The sequence below is a fragment of the Deminuibacter soli genome (assembly GCF_003412455.1).
Classification (GTDB): domain Bacteria; phylum Bacteroidota; class Bacteroidia; order Chitinophagales; family Chitinophagaceae; genus Deminuibacter; species Deminuibacter soli.
Map to the genome: position 1 here is coordinate 813272 of NZ_QTJU01000001.1, position 19080 is coordinate 832351.

27 protein-coding genes are annotated in these 19080 nt (G+C 42.2%); 13 read left to right on the forward strand and 14 right to left on the reverse strand.

Annotated features, from left to right (window positions below):
• Positions 1-4 precede the first annotated feature (4 nt).
• From DXN05_RS03515 to DXN05_RS03580, 12 genes are all read right to left on the reverse strand, one after another.
• Positions 5-304: a hypothetical protein gene (locus DXN05_RS03515; protein ID WP_116845810.1), complete on the reverse strand. Its 300-nt coding sequence runs from the start codon at positions 302-304 to the stop codon at positions 5-7.
• On the reverse strand, positions 305-2005 hold the full coding sequence (locus tag DXN05_RS03520) for a DEAD/DEAH box helicase (RefSeq protein WP_116845811.1): 1701 nt from the start codon (positions 2003-2005) through the stop codon (positions 305-307).
• A gap of 6 nt (positions 2006-2011) precedes the next feature.
• On the reverse strand, positions 2012-2416 hold the full coding sequence (locus DXN05_RS03525; RefSeq protein ID WP_116845812.1) for a hypothetical protein: 405 nt from the start codon (positions 2414-2416) through the stop codon (positions 2012-2014).
• A gap of 30 nt (positions 2417-2446) precedes the next feature.
• Positions 2447-3070, reverse strand: a complete 624-nt coding sequence (locus tag DXN05_RS03530; protein ID WP_116845813.1) for a hypothetical protein — start codon at positions 3068-3070, stop codon at positions 2447-2449.
• 294 nt (positions 3071-3364) lie between these two features.
• Positions 3365-4639: a hypothetical protein gene (locus DXN05_RS03540; RefSeq protein ID WP_116845815.1), complete on the reverse strand. Its 1275-nt coding sequence runs from the start codon at positions 4637-4639 to the stop codon at positions 3365-3367.
• Positions 4636-5067: a hypothetical protein gene (locus DXN05_RS03545; protein WP_116845816.1), complete on the reverse strand. Its 432-nt coding sequence runs from the start codon at positions 5065-5067 to the stop codon at positions 4636-4638. The genes DXN05_RS03540 and DXN05_RS03545 overlap by 4 nt, the downstream gene beginning before the upstream one ends.
• A gap of 6 nt (positions 5068-5073) precedes the next feature.
• A complete protein-coding gene (locus tag DXN05_RS03550) occupies positions 5074-5943 on the reverse strand; it encodes an AAA family ATPase (protein ID WP_116845817.1) in 870 nt (289 codons plus the stop codon).
• 61 nt (positions 5944-6004) lie between these two features.
• Complete coding sequence (locus DXN05_RS03555; protein ID WP_147313828.1) at positions 6005-6457, reverse strand: hypothetical protein; 453 nt, start codon at positions 6455-6457, stop codon at positions 6005-6007.
• The gene (locus DXN05_RS03560; RefSeq protein ID WP_147313829.1) at positions 6429-6641 is read right to left on the reverse strand and encodes a hypothetical protein; all 213 of its coding nucleotides are present in this window, start codon (positions 6639-6641) and stop codon (positions 6429-6431) included. Before DXN05_RS03560 ends, DXN05_RS03555 begins: the two co-directional genes overlap by 29 nt.
• 61 nt (positions 6642-6702) lie before the next feature.
• Positions 6703-7176: a hypothetical protein gene (locus DXN05_RS03565; RefSeq protein WP_147313830.1), complete on the reverse strand. Its 474-nt coding sequence runs from the start codon at positions 7174-7176 to the stop codon at positions 6703-6705.
• A 240-nt stretch (positions 7177-7416) separates the two neighbouring features.
• Positions 7417-7668: a hypothetical protein gene (locus DXN05_RS03575; protein WP_116845822.1), complete on the reverse strand. Its 252-nt coding sequence runs from the start codon at positions 7666-7668 to the stop codon at positions 7417-7419.
• A 35-nt stretch (positions 7669-7703) separates the two neighbouring features.
• Positions 7704-7952, reverse strand: coding sequence for a hypothetical protein (locus tag DXN05_RS03580; RefSeq protein WP_116845823.1), 249 nt, complete (start codon positions 7950-7952; stop codon positions 7704-7706).
• A gap of 113 nt (positions 7953-8065) precedes the next feature.
• On the opposite strand from DXN05_RS03580, the gene DXN05_RS03585 reads away from it, so the two are divergent.
• The 13 genes from DXN05_RS03585 to DXN05_RS03640 all read left to right on the forward strand — a co-directional run bounded on the left by DXN05_RS03585 (position 8066) and on the right by DXN05_RS03640 (position 16158).
• Positions 8066-8644 (forward strand): helix-turn-helix domain-containing protein, encoded by a 579-nt coding sequence (locus tag DXN05_RS03585; RefSeq protein WP_116845824.1) that lies wholly within the window; start codon positions 8066-8068, stop codon positions 8642-8644.
• 337 nt (positions 8645-8981) lie between these two features.
• A complete protein-coding gene (locus DXN05_RS03590; protein WP_116845825.1) occupies positions 8982-9197 on the forward strand; it encodes a hypothetical protein in 216 nt (71 codons plus the stop codon).
• Between the two features lie 10 nt (positions 9198-9207).
• Complete coding sequence (locus DXN05_RS03595; protein WP_116845826.1) at positions 9208-9717, forward strand: DUF4468 domain-containing protein; 510 nt, start codon at positions 9208-9210, stop codon at positions 9715-9717.
• 133 nt (positions 9718-9850) lie between these two features.
• Positions 9851-10165: a hypothetical protein gene (locus tag DXN05_RS03600; RefSeq protein ID WP_147313831.1), complete on the forward strand. Its 315-nt coding sequence runs from the start codon at positions 9851-9853 to the stop codon at positions 10163-10165.
• Between the two features lie 184 nt (positions 10166-10349).
• A complete protein-coding gene (locus DXN05_RS03605; protein ID WP_116845828.1) occupies positions 10350-10739 on the forward strand; it encodes a hypothetical protein in 390 nt (129 codons plus the stop codon).
• 292 nt (positions 10740-11031) lie between these two features.
• Positions 11032-11574 (forward strand): hypothetical protein, encoded by a 543-nt coding sequence (locus tag DXN05_RS03610; RefSeq protein ID WP_116845829.1) that lies wholly within the window; start codon positions 11032-11034, stop codon positions 11572-11574.
• A gap of 64 nt (positions 11575-11638) precedes the next feature.
• On the forward strand, positions 11639-12586 hold the full coding sequence (locus DXN05_RS03615; protein ID WP_116845830.1) for a hypothetical protein: 948 nt from the start codon (positions 11639-11641) through the stop codon (positions 12584-12586).
• Positions 12587-12693: 107 nt separating this feature from the next.
• The gene (locus DXN05_RS03620; protein ID WP_116845831.1) at positions 12694-13038 is read left to right on the forward strand and encodes a helix-turn-helix domain-containing protein; all 345 of its coding nucleotides are present in this window, start codon (positions 12694-12696) and stop codon (positions 13036-13038) included.
• Between the two features lie 38 nt (positions 13039-13076).
• Complete coding sequence (locus DXN05_RS03625; protein WP_245975108.1) at positions 13077-13778, forward strand: CHC2 zinc finger domain-containing protein; 702 nt, start codon at positions 13077-13079, stop codon at positions 13776-13778.
• The gene (locus tag DXN05_RS25020; protein ID WP_245975144.1) at positions 13763-14029 is read left to right on the forward strand and encodes a toprim domain-containing protein; all 267 of its coding nucleotides are present in this window, start codon (positions 13763-13765) and stop codon (positions 14027-14029) included. The genes DXN05_RS03625 and DXN05_RS25020 overlap by 16 nt, the downstream gene beginning before the upstream one ends.
• 118 nt (positions 14030-14147) lie before the next feature.
• A complete protein-coding gene (locus DXN05_RS03630; protein WP_116845832.1) occupies positions 14148-14528 on the forward strand; it encodes a plasmid mobilization protein in 381 nt (126 codons plus the stop codon).
• Positions 14525-15571: a relaxase/mobilization nuclease domain-containing protein gene (locus DXN05_RS03635; RefSeq protein WP_116845833.1), complete on the forward strand. Its 1047-nt coding sequence runs from the start codon at positions 14525-14527 to the stop codon at positions 15569-15571. The genes DXN05_RS03630 and DXN05_RS03635 overlap by 4 nt, the downstream gene beginning before the upstream one ends.
• A gap of 29 nt (positions 15572-15600) precedes the next feature.
• The gene (locus DXN05_RS03640; protein ID WP_116845834.1) at positions 15601-16158 is read left to right on the forward strand and encodes a hypothetical protein; all 558 of its coding nucleotides are present in this window, start codon (positions 15601-15603) and stop codon (positions 16156-16158) included.
• A 104-nt stretch (positions 16159-16262) separates the two neighbouring features.
• Here DXN05_RS03640 and DXN05_RS03645 read toward each other — a convergent pair whose 3' ends face one another.
• Both DXN05_RS03645 and DXN05_RS03650 read right to left on the reverse strand, forming a co-directional pair.
• A complete protein-coding gene (locus DXN05_RS03645; RefSeq protein WP_116845835.1) occupies positions 16263-16658 on the reverse strand; it encodes a hypothetical protein in 396 nt (131 codons plus the stop codon).
• A 35-nt stretch (positions 16659-16693) separates the two neighbouring features.
• Positions 16694-19063, reverse strand: a complete 2370-nt coding sequence (locus DXN05_RS03650) for a P-loop ATPase, Sll1717 family (protein ID WP_116845836.1) — start codon at positions 19061-19063, stop codon at positions 16694-16696.
• Positions 19064-19080: the final 17 nt, after the last annotated feature.

Below are 19080 nucleotides of genomic sequence, written 5' to 3' on the forward strand. Positions count from 1 at the left end.
TTTTTTACAGTCCGAAAACAGGCCATGATTTTTTGGGGAGATAGCTGCGCAGCATGGCCTTGTCCTGCTCGTCAGCTTCTTCGTCATAGTCTCCGCGAACAACTGCGTCGCTGATGTCCTGCAATTCAGGAAATGAAGACAGGTCTGCAGCCAGTTCCATTTTCCCACAGATTACATCATCAGGGTTTTTGTAGTCGTGGTAGCGGTTGCTTTTTGCGTTTTCGATCAACTGGTCATATTTACCAGTAAGGTTTCTCTTCTGAAGCTCAGCAACAAGCTCTTTGTTGGTTGATTTTTTTGCCATCTATGCAACTTTTTTATTGGTGAAAAGATTGAGAAGTTTGCTGACCACCTGCATTTGCATCTCATCGCTGGCGCCGGTAATCGTATTGCCGATATGGCGTTTTTCCTGGATGATTTCGTACAGGCGTTCATCTATGGTATTGACGCCGTTGAAGTAGGTGCACATCACATTGTTCACCTGGCCGATACGGTGAGCACGGTCTTCACACTGCACACAATCAGCATACGTAATAGGGTATTCGACAAATGCTACGCGTGAGCTGGCAGTGAGGGTAATACCCACGCCTGCTGCCTTTATGTTACAAACGATGAGCTTGCAGCTGCTGTCATTTTGGAAACGATCGATATTTTCCTGCTTTTGTTGAGCGCTGTCGCGGCCGGTAACCGTGACAGCGCCGGGAAATAATGAAAGCAAGGAATCAACAATTTCATAGAGGTTGCAGAACACAATCAGCTTTTCATCAGCTTCGAGTACTTCCTGAATGAACTCCTTGGCCTCAGCTATCTTTCCGCGGGCAGATATCTGGCGCAGCACATTCAACTTCAGTAAAGCCTCGCCGGCCATTTTTTTATCGATCTGCTCGCCATTAAAGCCAGACCCTTCCAGCCACTGCTTCAAATCACGTTCAGCTCGGTCATATTCAGCCCTGGTGGTTATATCGCACTCTATTGTCTGGCGCTGCTTTTCCGGCAGATCTTTGGCCACGTCCTTTTTTTCTCGGCGGAAAAAGCAGTGTTTGCGCAGCAGGTAATTCAACTCTCGCAGGTTATTGGCGCCATTACCGCCTTCGCAATATCTTTCCAGGAAAGCAGCCTTACCGCCAAACAGGTGAAGTGTGCCCATTATGGCCAGCTGTGGCCACAGGTCCTTTGGCTTGTTGATCACCGGCGTGCCCGACAAAAGGAAACGGTGTTCCAGCCCTACAAACAGACGCAGGATAAACTTGCTCTGATTGCTATTCGGGTCTTTACACCTGTGGCTTTCATCCAGGATGCCAGATTTAAACATGCCCATGAATGGTTTCAGGATAACATCCTTGGCCGCCCATGGCTTTTTCTTACCTGTTTTGGTTTTCTCCTGCGGGAATGATTCGACAAAAAAGGTGGGTATAGATTCGTAATTAACGATGACCACATCAGCCAGGCCTGCAGTAACATACTGGTGCCAGCTTTTCTTTTGCTGTGCGCTCATCGTGCTATCCAGCACCATCGCTCGCTTGCCGGTAAATTTTTCCCACTCCCGCTTCCAGTTGTACTTCGTTGCCGCCGGGCATACTACAACACAGGGAAAGGAATTCAACCCCAACACGCTGGCTATGGACTGAAATGTTTTGCCGAGGCCCTGCTCATCACCGTTCATACACCTACGAAAGTTCATCATACCGGCAACACCCTGGCGCTGATAAGGGCGCAGTATTGCATCTGGTTTTAGCGGCAGTTCGACGGACAACTGAGGCAGCGGATCTACTTCGCCAATCATTTCTGGTTTCAGCGCGTCGGGCACAATGATCTGCGCACGGTGCGTTTCCCGCAGCTGCAGTACTGCATCCCGGCTGTTGCCGGATACCCACCAATGCTTTTTGTCGGCGATGTAGCGGCGATCACTGGCCGGCAAATCCTTAATGGATTGAAGGTTACGCTTGTGCCAGTGATCCCACTCCCATGTTACAATGAATTCGTGTCCGTAGTCGATAATGCGCATGCCTTGCTATTTGTTTCTTAAACCACTTGTGAGTAATGCCCATAGTTTACGTTTGCCATGCGGCGTAGGCTCGCCCGCAATGAGTATTCTGCCTGCATGGTCATCAAAACCAACACTTTCACAAATAGCCCGGGCCATGGCTGTATTATTGAAGATGAGCCCTTTGCTCACAGTTTCTTTTTTTCTCAGCACAAAACCATTATCGTGAACGATTTCCAGGTACCAGTCTTCAGGATGCTCTTCATCCTGATAAATAATTATCTGTTCACCATCAATCAACTTCAGCTGCTCCACTGCACCTAGGCTGAAGTTGAATAAACCTGTTTTCTGATTGAGGGAAACCGCTGATATAACTGCGGCGCCACCACGGAGCGGAACTGTATTTTCCGCATTAAACTCTTTCAGTTTCATTCGATATTTTTTTGTTGTTTACAAATCGGCCTATATCGCCAGCGAAAGATCTTCTTCCTGGCCATCTTCAGGCATATCCAGCTCTGGCTGGATCCAGCGGGGTGCGGCCTTACCGTGCATGTACTTATCAACTTCAGCGCGGAGGTCATCAATAACCACCCGCAGCTCATTAATGAAAGGATAGTCGTTGATCCACTTGGTTTTTGGAGTATCCAGCTTTAAGTAATCGCCGGTTTTTAAGCGTTTGTGTCCAGCCAATGTAACACCCTCGTTTTCGCCGGTTCCGTCGATTTTGAAAGATGTAACGGTAAACCTGGACACTTTGAACTCCATGCTTTCCTCGTTGTGCATGCTGGAATCATATTCCGCTATGTCTTCGATATCGAGTACATCTAACGGGTCAATTTCTTCACAGATAACAGCAAGGTGAACGTTAAGCCGGGCGAAGGCCTTTTTCAAATCATCGTGAACCAATACAGATGATTTAATATTAACGGTGTTCGTTGTGTTGGGCGCCACCAGGTGATCATAGGTGTAGTTACAGAATTCGTCCTTCAGAGCGGCACTCATAATCTGAATTGGCGATTTTACCACCTCAACACCCTGCTCGTCCACCGGCGGGGCAATCTGAATTTTTGTTGTTTTTTTTCCCATTTATAATGTGTGTTTAAAAAAGCGAACATTGATTACTCGGGATGGGTTGTGGCCGCTTGGTGCCGGCCCTGGCAGGAGCTGCATTTCGTACCGGTGTAGGATCAGGCAACCGATCCGGTACCGTTGCAGGGCAATGGTTCACCAGGTGCTCCGCCCTGCAGGTGAACCTGAAGCCGTTACCATCTTCAACTATCGCTACACCATCACTATCCATCCGTTTCACTGTAACCTGGGTGCCTGCGATGCCATACACACGACTGCTGCAAAAGCTCTTTATGGTAACGGCCAGGTACATCATATTTCTATCTCCGATCCGGCAAGCAATTGCCGGGTATATAGGTCAATGAAATGCTGTTGAAACGCACGGGTGTGATCGTCCATGCCGGTATTGTAGTGCTCATTTTCTTCAACAATCATTGTGATAATATCGAAGAGTGGCCGCTGCAGCATGGTATTTGAAACCATGATCTTTTTGGTATCCATCACCACTTTGGCCAATACCATGTTGTCTTCAAAGAAACCGTACACGAACTGCAGCTCCGGGTGAATCACATACCCACAAGCTTCCAGGATGGTAAGTGCCTGCTTCACTTTACCTTCGGTTTGCTCGTTGTGGGCTTCGTAGAAATCACTGAGCTTCGAGGCTACACGCAGAGCACTGATTCCGTCGAACTGCTTTGAAAGAAAATGAAACAATTGTTTGGGAATCACCAGCAGCGTGCTTTCATCCGGTGTGTTGCCGCGGTCCTTTATTTCCTTGAGCACCTCGGGGTGTATGATCTTTGCAGAACCAATAACATTACGCCAAGCCTGGCCGAATGATTGGTACCAGTTGTAATCCATCTCACCTTCGTAGTGACTTTCTGTTACGTTCTCCAGGAAATAGCGGGCCGCGTTCTCGTTACAGTTATGCAGAGCGCAAACAACTGCGTAACTAGGCGAACTACGGTATTCACGCAGCTCGTTAATTTCCAGGAATGATACATCGTAAGAGAAAACGCCCTTCTTTTCACGGTTTTCGTAAACCAGCACACCGCCTTTGTAAATACAGAGGTGATCACCCGCAGGGTATAATGCGCAATCATTACCCTTCCAGATTGGTTCCTGTTCGTGTATAAAATACCTTGACCATTTGTTAACGACATCCTGCACCTGTCGATCTGCCTGGATGAAAAATGTAGTCTTTCCTTCGGCACCTTCCAGCTGGTCTGTTATCTCTTTAACAGCACCACCTTCGTCCAGGGCGTTGCACCATAATTCGCGAATGATCATCCATGCGGTCCAGTCTTCACCCATTTTGGTTGTGATTGAGCTGCGGTGGCCGTTGATGCAAATGATTTCAAACACTTCATCGCGGATCTCTTCTTTTTCAAGGTCAATTCGCACCTGTTGTGTGCCAGCAAAAATTTTAAAGTCAAGGTTGTTTCTGAAAAGAAAGGCGAGGGTGTATTTAAGGCCGGTGCCGAACTGGCCGATCTTGTGTCGATCGTTGGCTTTAGTGGTACCGCCCATGAGGGCTACCAGGCGAATGTCCAGTATGCCATCGTTTTGAATTTTTAAGTACTTCATTTCTGTGTTTTTTTGAAGGTTTTGAAATAGGCAGTTTCGGCTGCTTCTGGACCATTTTTGAAAAAACAGTCAACATACGCGTCCAATGCATCAAGCTCAGTCTTGTCCCTTTGTTCAGTTTGTGCAAGCCATTTCTTCGGCTCCCAACCTCTTTCCGGTTTAACAGGAACAAAAGGTGCCGGGGTAACTTTTGGAAGGCCAGTACTCAGGCTGAATACTTTTCCTTCAATGGCACTATAGTAGAAGCACTCGCCAGCATGGCCTGGCTCTAGTGCATGATCAGATTTGCATTGTGGGCAATATTCATACTGCTCATCACCTTCTGCATCCTGAGATTCCAGGGATGACCAATTAACGCCGCATTGGTTACAGAAAGCATACGCCTGCTGCTCCCGTACTTCAATGAATATTTCTTTATTACGTACCATGGCCGGTTAATTTTTTTGAGTAGAAGGTGCCAGCAGCTTCTTTAGCTCCATGTAGCGGCTGTTACCGGCTGCCTTAAACTCCGGATCATCTGTAACGAACGGCTGCAGTGTTTCCTTGAAAAGGCGTAGCTCTTCAATAGTCTCGCAATTTCCCAGCTTCGTTATGGCATCACGTATTTCAGCCTGCACATCTATTCCAGTCTCGCACCATTCTGCTATCATTTTTCCAGTTTCTACAGAAGGGATGAATTCTGGCTTTCCGGCAAACAACCCGGTTCTGTCTTTGGAAGCCGTAGCGTTATGCATAGCATCCAGCTGTAAGTTTATTGTCAGTTCATACTCAAAGCCCTCTCGTGTAATCTCCCGTAAGCCGTTCTTTTCAACTTTTGTTTTCCCTCCCTCCTGAATGATGTTGTAATCCTGTTTGCGCCGTGCAGTAGTAATCATATGGCAGGGGCTTTGTAGGATTGCATTGATGAATACCTGATGGCGCGGAGTAAGCTTAGCCCATTTGGTTATACTGGTGCCCGGCATATTGTCGGCTGCTTCCAGAATACCGCCTGATCCATCCCACTCATGCGTAATGCTATCTACAATAATTACCTCCATACCAGCAGCATGGCAAGCATCAATTGCCTGGATATAACGTTCAGGCGTGAACGGTGCAGAGATTGGAACAACATTATACGAACCCAAATGCGCGTATAAATCTGCACTGTTGTTTTCGGTATCCACAACGGCTATTTTATCCCAGTCACCACAAAGTCCGTAAGCAATCAGTAATGCCGAAAAAGTCTTACCACCTCCGCTTATAGAAGATAACCCGAGCCTGATTTTGGCTTTCGTTCTTGTGGCTTTGCGTAATTGAAATGACATAAATTTTAGTGTTAAGGTTTTTAGGAAAGCCAGGCTGGCATTACACAGCCTGGCTTTTAATTTAATCCACTTCGGCTAAGGCGCTAGCTTCTTCCACAACGCCTTCATCACCTTCAGTTTCGTCGTCGCCCGGTTCGTCAATCGTGTCAACCTTTGCGTTCAGCGCAGGGTCGCTTGAATTGCCGAAAATGTTTTTGCCGTGCACTTCGTTTTCGCCGGCAATAGTTGTTGTGTTCTCGTTCATGGCATCCAGGTTAACCGCCACCTGCAGGTTTTGATTTTTATTGATCTGATTAATGAAAGCGGTTGTAAGCTGATCGGCCGCGTGCGCTATTTCTTTTGCTGATTGCGCGTCAATTTGAAAATCGTACGCCGGTACCATGTTTGCCATAAAGTGAAGCAGCGCTGTCTGTGCGATTGTCATGCCTGGTGCTGATGCATCGCCATGGGCCCAGCCATCTTTCAGGCGCGGACTGGCTGGCTCGTTACCCGTCAATAATTGCGTACTTTTCATTTTCTTGCTTTATTTTTTTCAATCCCTCGGCAACCATATCGAGCAACGATTCTGATAAATCCGAACCTGGATATTTTTGAGCAAAGAGATTTACCTTTTGGAGCGCAATGGAAAGCTGGCCCGGCGTTTTGCAGCTTTCGATTTCCAGCCGCACGCGCTCGTAATCGAACAATCTTTTTTTCATAATGAGAAGTTTTAAAGGGTGCCCCACCATGAATAGCAGGGCCATCAACCCTAACCCTATATTATTGATTGGATATTGAACTTATTATTGCGGGACCAGCCTTTGGAACGTATATATCACCGATAGGCCAAGCATTACTTTTCAAAGCGTGCTCTACGCCGTGCCCGCATATCTGCTGCAACAGGTGGGCGTAACGCTGCGCGAAAAAATCTTTTTCAGGCTTTGTTTGCGCTTCCATGTAAAGCTTCAGGCATGCAATAGCCTGTTGATGGTAGTGGGTGTGCAGTACAGGCGTGGGATCATTTTGTATTGGCTCGTCACGCTTGCGAAGAAAGAAAACCATTCTTACGGTTACTACTGCCACAAGGGCGATGAATGCACAGATTTTAAACCACATGGCTTTGATGTTTTTGATTACTGATGATGTTACGTAGGGAGGAACTACCAGCAGGTAAATGGTAACCAGTGCGCACATAACAATGAACGCAGCACCAACAATGTGGTAGTACAAGGAGAGAGTGTAGAAAAGTTTCATGGGTGTGTTTTATTTGATTGTGGAGGAAGTGGAGACGGTGTTTGGAGGTTATTAAATCGCCGGTTTTTTCGTTCAAGGAGCCTTGCGATTTCCGCATCGCTCAAAACCTTTTTTTTACTGCGTCCTGTAGACACAGGCTGCAGCCTCTTTATTAACCTTGCGGCGATTTCCGCAGTGCCCACAGCCCAGCTGTGTAGCGCCTGCAATTCTTTTATTACTTCGGTATCTTCGATAACCTGGTTACTCATGTTGTATTGTCGTTAACCCCATCAGGGATGGTTTGTGAAAGAAGTAGTTTCCCCTCATGCTTTTGCGCCAGCAACCATCTGGCAGAGTGCCTGCATATACCCGGTTCATCATACTTTTAGCCGTAATTCCTTTGCCGCCGTTTAAAAGCTTCCTGGCTTCATCAAGTGTTATCCAGTTAGCCGGGTCGAAAAGTGCGAGGCTTGCGCGCCGGCTGATCAACTTTTTTCGTTGTGCTATGCTCATATAGGCTGAATTAGGGTTAACTATGGAAGTATTTTTTAGGGGGTATTGTGAGTACCGATGACCGGTAATACTTTCGTTTCAGCAATGATAAAAGATCGAATCTTATCAACGTATTCAGCTTTACCGGCACCACGTGTTAAGATGTTTCTGATTGTGTCGGGAATAATTCCTGTCTGTTGAGAGGCATACACCAGGCAACCATAGGGCTGTGTCAGCTGGCGCAGCTTATCCTGCTCTGCAGGAGTGAGGTCCTTATTGTTCTTACGGCGGCTTTTTATTATCATTGCTTTTGTAATTGTTTTACGAAAACAAAGATTGTCTACTTTTCCGACATTTCAAAGCAAAAATGTCGTTTTTATCGAAATTTAGACAATGTCTAATAATCCGACATTTTTAAATGAGTTATTCTGAAGACATAAGCGATTTGTTGAATAAAATCAAAACTGATTTTGGATTCACTCAGGAAGAAATTGCCCAAAGATTAGGGTATACGAGGACTTACATAAGCGACATATTGAAAAAAGGCGGTAACCAAAAGTTTTTAAACCGTCTTGATTCATTCTACAATAGTCTCGGTATTGCATATAAAAAAGTGTCGGAAAAAACGAATAATGAAGTTCGAGAACCGTTCGAGGAGTACACATCTAATAAAAAAGAGCTGCAAGGAAGTGACACTACCCTGCAAGCGCTTTTTAAATTAAGTGAGGCAAATAATACTTTGGCCGAGGCAAACAAAGCATTAGCTGAATCCAACCGGACTTTGGCTGACAATAATCGAGATCTGGTGCAAATGGTAAAAGCTATTGCTGGTGGTTCCTCAGAAATTCCTGCAAGCGTTGAAGCCAGATTCCAGGCCCTTCTGGAATTAACAGCCGAGGTTGCTGCAGGGAAAAATTATAAGTCAGTGCAAGAGGCGTCCGCAGATATGCACAGGCTTTATAACGTGTATTCTGGTCAGGATATTGGCGTAAAATAGGGCATTCAGCTGCACGGGGACATAGCATGCAAATTGAAACGGTCGTCATTTCAAAGCAATTATGGGAATCAGTAATTAAGAGTTGATGTTATACAGGAAGTGTCGGTGCAGGCAGGCTTATGAGACTATAGGTTTTATATAGGTCAGGGCCACGCTCCAGTGCTTTATTAGTTGTGTGTTCATCTGGTAATGGAGTTGGTGTGTTGAATGATTTACAAAACGAATATATGAGTAAGAAATCAATAAATACTAAAAAATTTAGTAATCGTAGTGATTGAACAGAATGAACAAACATAAATATTTACAAATCAATACGTTTTAACCAAAACTCACAATTATGGGAAACTTAGCAATCCAGGAAATTTTGCTGATCATTGTCGGCGTTGCCATTATTCTGTATGTTAACAAACTTCTTATCGGCTGGTACTTTGAAATAAGGAAAAGAAACCGGCTGATGGAGGCTCAATTAAAATTGCTTGGACAGATCGCTGCTGCCAGTAATGTAGACAAAGATAAGATTGCCGAAATTATTACTGAAGCCACATTTAACTAGGCAATTACCTATGAATAAATTACTGTTTCTCGCTTTGCTTATACCTGTGTTATCTTTTTCGCAGCGTGTGGAATTGCCATTAAGAGACGGACACCTTATCTATGAGAAAGTAGATAGCATACCCGGGAAAAGCATGTCCGAAATCTTTCTGTCCGCAAGGCAGTGGGTTAATGATCATTTCACTCAACCCAAGGATAATCTTCAAATAGATGAAAAAGAAACCGGTAAACTGCTCGGCCGTTACTCGTTTGATACTTATGTAGATAAGACATTAGCAATTCATAATTCAGTCATTGTAACAATTGAATGTAAAGAAAACAAAGCAAGGGTTAGGCTCTTAAGTTTCGATTTTATTGTTGACGGCGCCAAAGAAAAAAGGCGAGTGGACGAGGTAATCCAGGAACAACAAAAATCAGGCATAGATATATATAGCTATGAAAATTGGGGAGAATTAGATGCTGCTGCAAAAAGTATTCTATCTGGCATTTTCAATGCCTTGAAAATAGATGACAAGTTTTAATTATGAGCGAGATAAGATTATCAATATCGAATTGAAGGTAAAGTAAGTTACGACGGCGCATACTACTATATCGGCACTGCTAATTCCTTTTTTAATTGGAGGGTTTACAGGTAGCAACATAAAAATGTTTACGATGAAAAAGTTTTTTATACCCTTTGCCAACTCACCAGCAGAAGCAGAGGAAGCTTATGGCCTCATAAAAGAAAGCCTGCAGGCCCAGGGCAATAAAATATCCGACATGCGAATTGCATCCATCAGCTTCAGGCACGAAGGAAAAGTTTATTACGAAGAAGTTGGAGAACAAAGCGAGCGCATTGGAGAAACAATAATCGCGATTTTCCGGACGGACCGGCTTTTTCTCGTCCTGTCAAAAAACAGAGGAATCGTAAAAGGAGAACCCATGTTAGTAGGCCTGCATGAAGTAACGGAGACAACGCTGTTCTCTTAATTGAAGGTTCCCTGGTATAAAGGCACCACATATAGCGCAATGGCAGATCCAGATTTCTGGTGCCAACGAGGATTTTAACCAAGCGAGGCACTATTACCCGTTTACCACGGAAAAACACAGAGTGTTTAGGTTTGGCTTTTCCCATAACTAAAATAATTATCTGATAATTATTTCAAAGATACAAATGAGTGAGATAAGATTATCAATATGGAATCAGCGGATGCTGGAATTAATGGAATACGTGATCGCTCGCGACCGTGCCGGCAGCCAGCAGGAATTTCTGGAAGCCCTGGGTTTTGGGCACACCAATCTCCGGCAGATCAAAATTGGCAAACAAAGCTTCCGCCATGAGCATTGCTGGAGTGCCTGCCACCTGTATGGGGTAAACATGAACTGGCTGTATGGATTCGAGAAAGAAATGTTCCGAAATCCCGAAACGCTGAATGCCGTCCAGAAGCTGAAACTCATAGTAGAAGAGATAGCTGCAGAGCTGGACGACCGGAAGGCCTCCGTAACAAAAAAGTTAACAAAAAAGACAGCCAAGAAGGCAAACACATCAACATCAAAAAAGTAAAACCCGCACTGGTGCTGAGTTTCAGAGAAAAAATGCTTTGGCCCATCTCTCTCATAATCAGGGGGTCCCAGGATCATGCCCTGGTGGGCCCACTCAGTATCAAGCAGTTATGACGTGAAAGCGCATAACTGCTTTTTCATTTGATACAGGTTTTGATACATGTTTTTCGCGGAAAAAATATTTGTTAAAAATGTTGATTTAGATTAAATTTGTTGCCTTTTTTTCATCTCCTGCCTTCCCAATTCACTTACATCGGTATTGATTGTAAATTGAGCTATCCTAAATAAATTCTATGAGTGACCATAGCGTATCGCTAGTACCTAAGCTATCAGTATGTAACGACAGGAAACAAAAAGCCAATGAAACCCTGAAATGGCTTATTTCAATTGATGCCGTTAAATCTGAGCCCTCAGCCTGCATTCTTAGTTCCGAATACGGCTACTCAATTTCTCAGGGAGCCAGTAAAATAACCGCCGAACCAGAATATTTGCCATTTGAGTTGCTGGTAAACGGACTGGAAGTAATCACAGAACGGCAGGTATTTCATGCAGGGGAAAATGGTATTGAAACGCTTATTTGTCCAAATTGCCAAGAGGATATTGCATCGGAAGATTGGGAGTTTCTAAATGAATGGAGCAGTGGCGAGAGCAACAATCTGACTTGCCCAAAGTGCGAGGTGGGTGCAGAGATTCACAACTTTAAATTTATTCCTGCATGGGGATTTAGCGATTTGGGATTTACTTTTTGGAACTGGCCTGCTTTTACTGATACATTTATTGAGGACTTTAAAAGGCAGGTCGGGTGTGATATTGAAGTGGTATACGCGAAAATATAAGCAATAGTAAGAATGCAATAGGGAATACAGGATATCTTAAATTTATAGCTGACACCTATAACAAATGGAAAGACCTAAAAACATAGGCTTCACTACAAAATACCTTTCTAACCGAAACTATCTGAAAGAGCTTTCGGTCGATGGGAAGCGAACAGGGCGCTTTTACTTCTATATCGGTTTTTACGATAAATACGTTTCCCAGATTATCCGCAACGGTAATTGCATTTCACTGTTAACACATGAGATTGGTATTACGTCAGACAATTTCTGGAACACTAACTATTTTGAAGATTTGTCCCGGTTTGTATTCTGGACATTCAACAAAAGCTTTCTGCTTACTATCACCGAAAAGATTGACCTTCTTAAACTTTCTGTTTTAAAGCGCTGCCGGGAATTGCTTTCAGAAAACCCGGCTCCATACGGTGAACAATTACAAAATGATGCAGACGAAGAACTACAATGGTGTATACTAAAGAGCCATAACCTGAAGAAAAGCGGACAGTTTGAAAACATGTACGCATTAGACGGACAAAACCGTTCAGCCATTCTTTCAGCACTTGATAATAAAATTGCTTCCCATTCTCCCACACAAACACTCGCACCGGAAAACTTACCTTCTACTGTGCAGGAAATCCAAGCCAACAACACGCCGATTTTTTTAGAGATGCTTCGGCCGATGCATGGAGAAGCGGAAGATACCTTGCAATTCATCAAATCGAAATTATCAGAAGCAGATTTTGAGTTTAACCTTTTTGAATCTATTCCCAAGTTAGCTAACGGAAAGAATCCTTACGGATTAAACGGCTGCATTGCGGCCATGATTGAGTTCTTTTACCAGCACAATTATTTTAAACCGGAACATACATTGGAGGAAATCTTCAAAGCATACCAGTTTTATTCCGGTAATAGGATTGGAAAATTAAAAGTATTTATTTCAGAATTTAGGAACGACAACAATTTCAGAAAATATTCAGCACGGTTGAAAGAGTTGAAAATAAGCCGATTACCGTAACACAAAGTAACTTTCCCTAATTGCCTGATTTCATTCCCTGATACGCCTGATTACGGGAGCCTTCCATAAGAATTTGCATACAGTTAGTAACAATTAAAACTACATGTATGCAGTCAGGAAATCCATTTGAAGTTATTATTGAACGTCTGGATCAACTACAGATCACAGTTAATTTATTATCCAGTCACGCAGAAAAAGTGCAGGCTGGCCCGGCATCTGATCCCAACCGGTTAATTGATTTAACAGAAGCCGCTAACATTGTTTGCCGCCCAATTGGCACTGTTAGGCATTACATCCATCACCGGAATTTACCCGCTATTAAAGTCGGCAAAAGCTATCTGGTAAAGTACAGTGAATTACTGGATTGGGTACAGAAGTTTAATGATCCGCAGCTTCTGAAGAAAAGCGCTATTTCTCCAATGCTAAGTATTCGCAAACGATACGGCAAGTAAGACAGTATTCCATTGACCACATTATTAAATCGGATATTATGGAACGCAGTCTTTCTATCCAGGATGCGAAGCAGATTAATCTGGTGGATTATCTGGCAACGTTAGGTCATCAGCCGCAAAAAATCAGGAACTCAGATTATTGGTATCTATCTCCTTTGCGGGAAGAAAAAACGCCGTCCTTCAAAGTGAACCGGCAACTAAACGTCTGGTACGACCACGGCACCGGGCAGGGCGGTGATATTATTGACTTTGGAACGCAGTATCACCGGTGCCAAATCAAACAGTTTTTAGAACGGCTATCCATCATACCCACCGTTCCTTTTTCTTTTCACCCGCAGTCTTCCCCCGGCCTTTTGCCTTCTGTCCCGGCTGTTGTTGCTGGTGAAAAGAAAGAGCCTGCCTATGGTAAAATTATCATTCAGGACGTGCGGCCCCTTGCGGATAAAAGCCTATCAGACTACCTGCATAAAAGAAGTATTCCGGTAGATATTGCCAGCCGTTTTTGTAAAGAGGTGGATTTTCTTCTGTATGGGAGGCAGCATACTGTCATCGGCTTTCCCAACAACGCCGGAGGCTATGAGCTGCGAAACGAGAATTTTAAAGGCAGCAGTTCCCCCAAAGATATTAGCCTGCAACAAGGCAGGCGGTTGGATGATCTGGTGGTATTCGAGGGCTTTTCAACTTCCTTTCTTTTCAAACGATCAACCGGGAGAAGCAAGCGCCCCTGTCAAATTGCCTGATACTAAACTCCCTTTCCTTCTTTGAAAAAAGCCGTCAGCAGATGGAAGAATACAAGACGGTGCATTTGATTTTAGACAGGGATACCGCTGGAACAAATGCCACCAAAAGAGCGCTGGAATGGAATACCGGCAAGGAAGATAAATACATTGACCGCAGCGAGTTTTATAAAGGCCATAAGGACTTAAACGCATGGCTTATTCATCAGCAGTATATCAAAGAGCAAAACCGGAGCATAGGAAGGCATTTGTGAGTTTGAAGTAGCCAGCTATGTTTTGGTAAAACCAAAACGCTGGCCCACTCATGCCGGGGGCATTCGTGGGGGGATTTTTTTCATGCTATCGCATTCAAAAAATTAAAGTGAGAACGATATGGAGCAGCAGATTAAAACAACAAAAAGCAAGGGTGGACGGCCACCCAAAGCGATTAAAAAAGATCAGTACCTGGCTATCAAATGCAGTCAATACGAAAGGCGCGTGATAGAAGCAAAAGCTAAAAAAGTAAACGCCACAGTATCCGAGTACCTGCGAAAAATGGGGCTTACCGGAAAAATTGACATAAAGGAAATTACCCTGCCGGAAGATTTTCTAGCCTTTACCGCCATGCTAAACCACATGGCAGCGAACCTGAACCAGATTGCCAAAAAGCGAAATGGCATAGACGAATTAAGTTCTTATGAACGTGCCGACCTGAAAGTAATAGCAGCACGTTTCCGGGAGATTGCTTCACAAATTAAAAGCAGTTTAGCATGATCGGCTATGTGGGAACCGGGGCTTCTTTCTTTGATTGTATGCGGTATTGCTTAGAAGACAAGAAAGAATTATCCGAAGAAAAGAAGCGGGAACTTTCAGAAAAAGACCATCTGCAGCATAAAGACCGGGCAGAGGTTTTGTATTACCACAAGTGTTACGGCGACAAAAAAGAACTGGCAAGAGATTTTAATGAGGTAGCCCGTTTAAGCAAGCGAGTGGAAAAACCGGTGTTTCATTTTTCGTTACGGCTGGCTCCCAGCGAGGAACTTTCCAAAGACAAATGGATGGAAATAGGTCAGGCATGTGCAAAGGAGTTTGGTGTATCAGAGAACCAATATTTCTGCGTATTGCACAAAGACACTAAAGAGCAACACATTCATATTGTTGCCAACCGCGTTGGCTTTGACAAGAAAGTGGCCAGCGATAGCAATAGTTACCGAAGAATGGCACAGCTCTGCCGCAATCTGGAAAAGCAATACCAGTTAAAAGAAGTGTTAAGCCCACGTGCCTTTTTATCAAAAGAGGAACGTAGCCTGCCCCGCCATGATCTAAGAAAGGAACAGCTACTGAATGATATCCGGCAAACATTGAAGGAGACTAACAATTACCGGGAATTTGAAAAAGGAATGCAAAACCGCGGGTATGAGGTTGTAAAAGGCCGGGGGATTTCCTTCATTGATGATAAGAAAGTAAAGACAAAAGGCAGTGAAGTTGGCTTTTCCCTTTCCAAAATAGAAAAGGTGCTTTCTCTCAAAAATGAACTCGCGGCAAAGAAAGCAACACAACAGGCTTACCAGATAGCACAGCGGCAGCAGGCACACAAACAAGACAGCAGCGCCGATATTCCCAAATCAGGCCGGGATGAAAAAAAATGGGAAAAAGCTACACACGGCCAACATGATAAAAGTGTTGCCTTTTTAGAAAAGATGATCGACGACCTCCTGAAATACACACCTACGAATGACCACATGCCTTTTGAATTAACGCAGGAAGGGTATGAACAAAGAAAGAGAAAGGAAAAAGCCCAATCTCTTAGCAGGTAACATTACTACTAAAAAACAAATCTATTTTTATGAATACAGAACATATTGAAATTGTGATGAACGAGTTTAGCGAAGAACTGAAAACAACGAATAAAGCTGTTGTTGATATGGCAACGGCTTTTAACACGCTGCAACATAAAATTGCCGGTTTCGAAGAAAAATTAGCTAACCAGCATTTAACAGCTTCAGCTGATATGGCTCCTATACAGGACATTGTAAAGAAAGGTATGACTGATGCGCTTTTAATTGCAGCAAGACAGCCTAAGAGCCTAACGAAGAAATTTCAAATTCTGCTTTTTCCTGAACAGGATGCTAAATTATTCTATAAGATAGTGTTTGGCTGCTGGTTTCTTTTAGTAGTAATCGCTCTTGCAATTGGCGATATTTACAAACTCGGCAGCCAGTGGATAGAGAAAGAAAAGGCGATAGAAATTGTTCTTCGCCAACAGGAAAATGCCCATATTGTAAAAGCATGGCATAACCTTTATCAAAGAAGCAAGAAAAGTTTCAGGATTAAAATGGATCAAATCATAGTACGCAATACAATGCAATCAGAAGATACCCTTGTGAAAATAGACAATAATTAGACAAAGAATAAAAGACCTATGTTTCTCGATCAAAAATATCAAGAACCATAGATCCTGATAAAAGACAATGATATATCAGACAATCTTTTTTCGGCTGTCAAAACCTATACATTCTTTAGATAGCCTAACAAATTATGGACTTCTTGGTCTTTTACAGTATAAATAAGATTGGCGCCTAATGCATATTTTTTGTATTCCTTTTGAAAAACACAATTGAAGTTATAAAACGCCTTTTCCATGATGGATTTTATTTCGAGAAAATTAAGGGATTTTATTCCGTCATTAATAAATACCTGTTCGGCAATACAGTTTAGACTCAAATCTGCTTCTTTATAAAACTTGACAAAACATCGAAATAACAAGCCATTGGCGATTTTGGTATCAGGTTTCAATACATGCCGGATGGTCATACCCATGTCTGTTTTTGTGATACTTTTAGGTGATTTATAATACTCCCAATGGATTATTTTAATTGGCAACTCGTCAGTCTTAAACTCCATATTGTTACTTTAAGAATGAAATATGTTTAGCTCTATTAACCATTATCAGATACTTCTAAATAGGGTGCAAAAGCTTTATGTATCTTAAAACGCTTTGTGCCCAATTTAGATGCAAGTATTTTAATTTTCTTGTCTGTTTCAAAATCGTAAACAAAAGCAAACTCGTCATTCCTTATTTCACGTCCTAGTAAGGAAAGCTCCACAAGACGATCTAAAAAAGCGTCTATCTTCTGTTCGGAGCTTATATCAATACTCGCAGAATTCATAAACGCAACAAGTTGATCTCTTGAAAGTGTACCATTCTCTCCAATTAAAACATAAAGAAAGGCTTCCATTTGGGCGTAAGAAACCTCATTCTCAACCACTATAGTTTTAAAAACCCAGCTACTGTACTCTTGCAGCGCCTTTTTTACATCCGATGCCAGAATTTGGGTATGGCCTCTTGATACTGCAATATTTTTAGCGGTGGTAAAAAAGAATATAATATCTCGAGGACGAGGTATTATGCTTTTAAAAATAAAATCTTTGACGGATTCGTTGTCAACCATATCTACAATCAATTCATCCCAAAAAAGACTATGGGTGATCTTTGATTTGTCGTTTAGTATATCAATACGTTCATTTATTAATCTTAAAAAGATTTCGGGATCTTCCCAGACTAATTTTGTTATCTGGATTTTATCAGGCTCGGACGCATATTGAATTATATTCATGTATATGTCACTTCTTAAAAATATAACTAAGCAAAAATTGAATGGATGGGGGTTGCTTGGCTTACCTTTTAAGTCTTTAGATATGCGACCTATTACGTTGAGTAGTCCATAAATAAATTTGCCTACCATTTCCATGTCAGCATTTTTGCTCCATGATTTATCTAAGTTATCTATCAGGACGACAAGGCTATGTTTCTTGGAAAGATGGTTGATAATAAGCTCCTTCATCTTTTTGATTATCCCTTCATGAAGCACTTCGGCAGTTTTCAAACGGAAATCAGCTTGACTAAAAGAGTCTTTCAAGCTCGATAATTTACTAAGTTCTTGCTCTAATCGAGTTGAAAAGTCGGTTAAAACTATCCTTCTGTTTTCTTCTACAAAAGCAATAATTTCTTCATCATTTTTATCTAATGCATATAATGGCTTTTCTGAAATGCTTGGAAAAATGCTATTCATTATTTCGGTATATATAAGAAACTTCCAAATGGACTCAATTATATAACCACGCTCAAACTCGTCTTTTAAATTTAATAAAATAGATATTATGCCATCTATTTCAAAGTCTATCGGCTTTATAAGGCACACTTCATTTTTGACATTCTTTGATAATTTTGCATTCAAGTAATATAGTGTTGCCGTTTTGCCGGTCCCTTTTCTACCGACAACAATATTATGTTCGTTCTTTATAAGGTTTTGCTCATGAACAGTATTGACATAATAGTCATAAAGATCATCTGCTTCATGTTCAGCGATAAAATCGCCAAATTTTAATTTTTGCAAATAGCTCCTAGCTTTTACAGAAATTTCAGTCTTAATATTTTGTTGATAGAACTTAGGTAACTCATTTCTGACTTCAGTTAAAAACGACTCGATAATTTTTTTACATGTTTCTAAATTGTGAAATTTTTTAAGCAATTCCTTATAATCCATCGGAGTATCGTAATACTCTTCCGCAACCATTTGTACTTTAACTCCGACACCCAGAGCTAATCCAGCAACTAAGGCACACTTAGCATTATGAATCTCATAACCAAACTTATTAGTGCTTGAAAATTCAACTAATGCAGAGGGTGTTGATAATAAATGTTCAATATACCAAGATAGAGGCTGTACATTCCCTTCGTATGGATCGTCTATTGAATAAGTGAATTTATAGTCTTCAATTTTTTGGATAATCAATTTGTTATAATCAGTACTGTGTTGGCTTTTTAGATAGAATAATATTTTGTCTGTTTGTTTTTGTTCGACTGTTGAAAATATTGACTCTATAACATCACTATTGCTTTCGTACACTTTTTCCGAATCGAATTGCCTAATAATATCGTCACTACTCGTATATGATGAATAGCCAATTGGCAGAAGTAGCTGGAGCTCCTTGTATTTGTTAAACGAAGAGATGTTTGTCGTATCATTTATTAACCATATTGGTTTCTTTTTACCTATAGCAAACCCAATTTCAAATAGAACATTATCGTTTACCCCGGTGAGGTCTGCGCAGAAGAAATCACACTTCTCTATTTTTTTTAAAATTTCTGTAATAATAAGTTTACCTGAAATTTGTAGATTTCTCCATGATTCAAGGAAAACTAATCCATTATTCTTCCTAATATGAGATAAGGCTCTTTCAATGAATTCGCCGGAAGAACTTGGGTAGGAAGAATAGGCAAAGAAACCGTTTTTTATTATGCTCATTATTACGTGAATTATGT

Excerpts from the sequence above, each read along its gene's own strand:
- DXN05_RS03575 (WP_116845822.1), bottom strand. The coding sequence starts at position 7,668 with ATGAGCATAGCACAACGAAAAAAGTTGATCAGCCGGCGCGCAAGCCTC.
- DXN05_RS03590 (WP_116845825.1), top strand. The coding sequence starts at position 8,982 with ATGGGAAACTTAGCAATCCAGGAAATTTTGCTGATCATTGTCGGCGTT.
- DXN05_RS03560 (WP_147313829.1), bottom strand. The coding sequence starts at position 6,641 with ATGAAAAAAAGATTGTTCGATTACGAGCGCGTGCGGCTGGAAATCGAA.
- DXN05_RS03595 (WP_116845826.1), top strand. The coding sequence starts at position 9,208 with ATGAATAAATTACTGTTTCTCGCTTTGCTTATACCTGTGTTATCTTTT.
- DXN05_RS03515 (WP_116845810.1), bottom strand. The coding sequence starts at position 304 with ATGGCAAAAAAATCAACCAACAAAGAGCTTGTTGCTGAGCTTCAGAAG.
- DXN05_RS03605 (WP_116845828.1), top strand. The coding sequence starts at position 10,350 with ATGAGTGAGATAAGATTATCAATATGGAATCAGCGGATGCTGGAATTA.
- DXN05_RS03610 (WP_116845829.1), top strand. The coding sequence starts at position 11,032 with ATGAGTGACCATAGCGTATCGCTAGTACCTAAGCTATCAGTATGTAAC.
- DXN05_RS03645 (WP_116845835.1), bottom strand. The coding sequence starts at position 16,658 with ATGGAGTTTAAGACTGACGAGTTGCCAATTAAAATAATCCATTGGGAG.
- DXN05_RS03640 (WP_116845834.1), top strand. The coding sequence starts at position 15,601 with ATGAATACAGAACATATTGAAATTGTGATGAACGAGTTTAGCGAAGAA.
- DXN05_RS03565 (WP_147313830.1), bottom strand. The coding sequence starts at position 7,176 with ATGAAACTTTTCTACACTCTCTCCTTGTACTACCACATTGTTGGTGCT.
- DXN05_RS03545 (WP_116845816.1), bottom strand. The coding sequence starts at position 5,067 with ATGGTACGTAATAAAGAAATATTCATTGAAGTACGGGAGCAGCAGGCG.
- DXN05_RS03520 (WP_116845811.1), bottom strand. The coding sequence starts at position 2,005 with ATGCGCATTATCGACTACGGACACGAATTCATTGTAACATGGGAGTGG.
- DXN05_RS03650 (WP_116845836.1), bottom strand. The coding sequence starts at position 19,063 with ATGAGCATAATAAAAAACGGTTTCTTTGCCTATTCTTCCTACCCAAGT.
- DXN05_RS03530 (WP_116845813.1), bottom strand. The coding sequence starts at position 3,070 with ATGGGAAAAAAAACAACAAAAATTCAGATTGCCCCGCCGGTGGACGAG.
- DXN05_RS03625 (WP_245975108.1), top strand. The coding sequence starts at position 13,077 with ATGGAACGCAGTCTTTCTATCCAGGATGCGAAGCAGATTAATCTGGTG.
- DXN05_RS03620 (WP_116845831.1), top strand. The coding sequence starts at position 12,694 with ATGCAGTCAGGAAATCCATTTGAAGTTATTATTGAACGTCTGGATCAA.
- DXN05_RS03550 (WP_116845817.1), bottom strand. The coding sequence starts at position 5,943 with ATGTCATTTCAATTACGCAAAGCCACAAGAACGAAAGCCAAAATCAGG.
- DXN05_RS03630 (WP_116845832.1), top strand. The coding sequence starts at position 14,148 with ATGGAGCAGCAGATTAAAACAACAAAAAGCAAGGGTGGACGGCCACCC.
- DXN05_RS03615 (WP_116845830.1), top strand. The coding sequence starts at position 11,639 with ATGGAAAGACCTAAAAACATAGGCTTCACTACAAAATACCTTTCTAAC.
- DXN05_RS03580 (WP_116845823.1), bottom strand. The coding sequence starts at position 7,952 with ATGATAATAAAAAGCCGCCGTAAGAACAATAAGGACCTCACTCCTGCA.
- DXN05_RS03525 (WP_116845812.1), bottom strand. The coding sequence starts at position 2,416 with ATGAAACTGAAAGAGTTTAATGCGGAAAATACAGTTCCGCTCCGTGGT.
- DXN05_RS03635 (WP_116845833.1), top strand. The coding sequence starts at position 14,525 with ATGATCGGCTATGTGGGAACCGGGGCTTCTTTCTTTGATTGTATGCGG.
- DXN05_RS03600 (WP_147313831.1), top strand. The coding sequence starts at position 9,851 with ATGAAAAAGTTTTTTATACCCTTTGCCAACTCACCAGCAGAAGCAGAG.
- DXN05_RS03540 (WP_116845815.1), bottom strand. The coding sequence starts at position 4,639 with ATGAAGTACTTAAAAATTCAAAACGATGGCATACTGGACATTCGCCTG.
- DXN05_RS03585 (WP_116845824.1), top strand. The coding sequence starts at position 8,066 with ATGAGTTATTCTGAAGACATAAGCGATTTGTTGAATAAAATCAAAACT.
- DXN05_RS03555 (WP_147313828.1), bottom strand. The coding sequence starts at position 6,457 with ATGAAAAGTACGCAATTATTGACGGGTAACGAGCCAGCCAGTCCGCGC.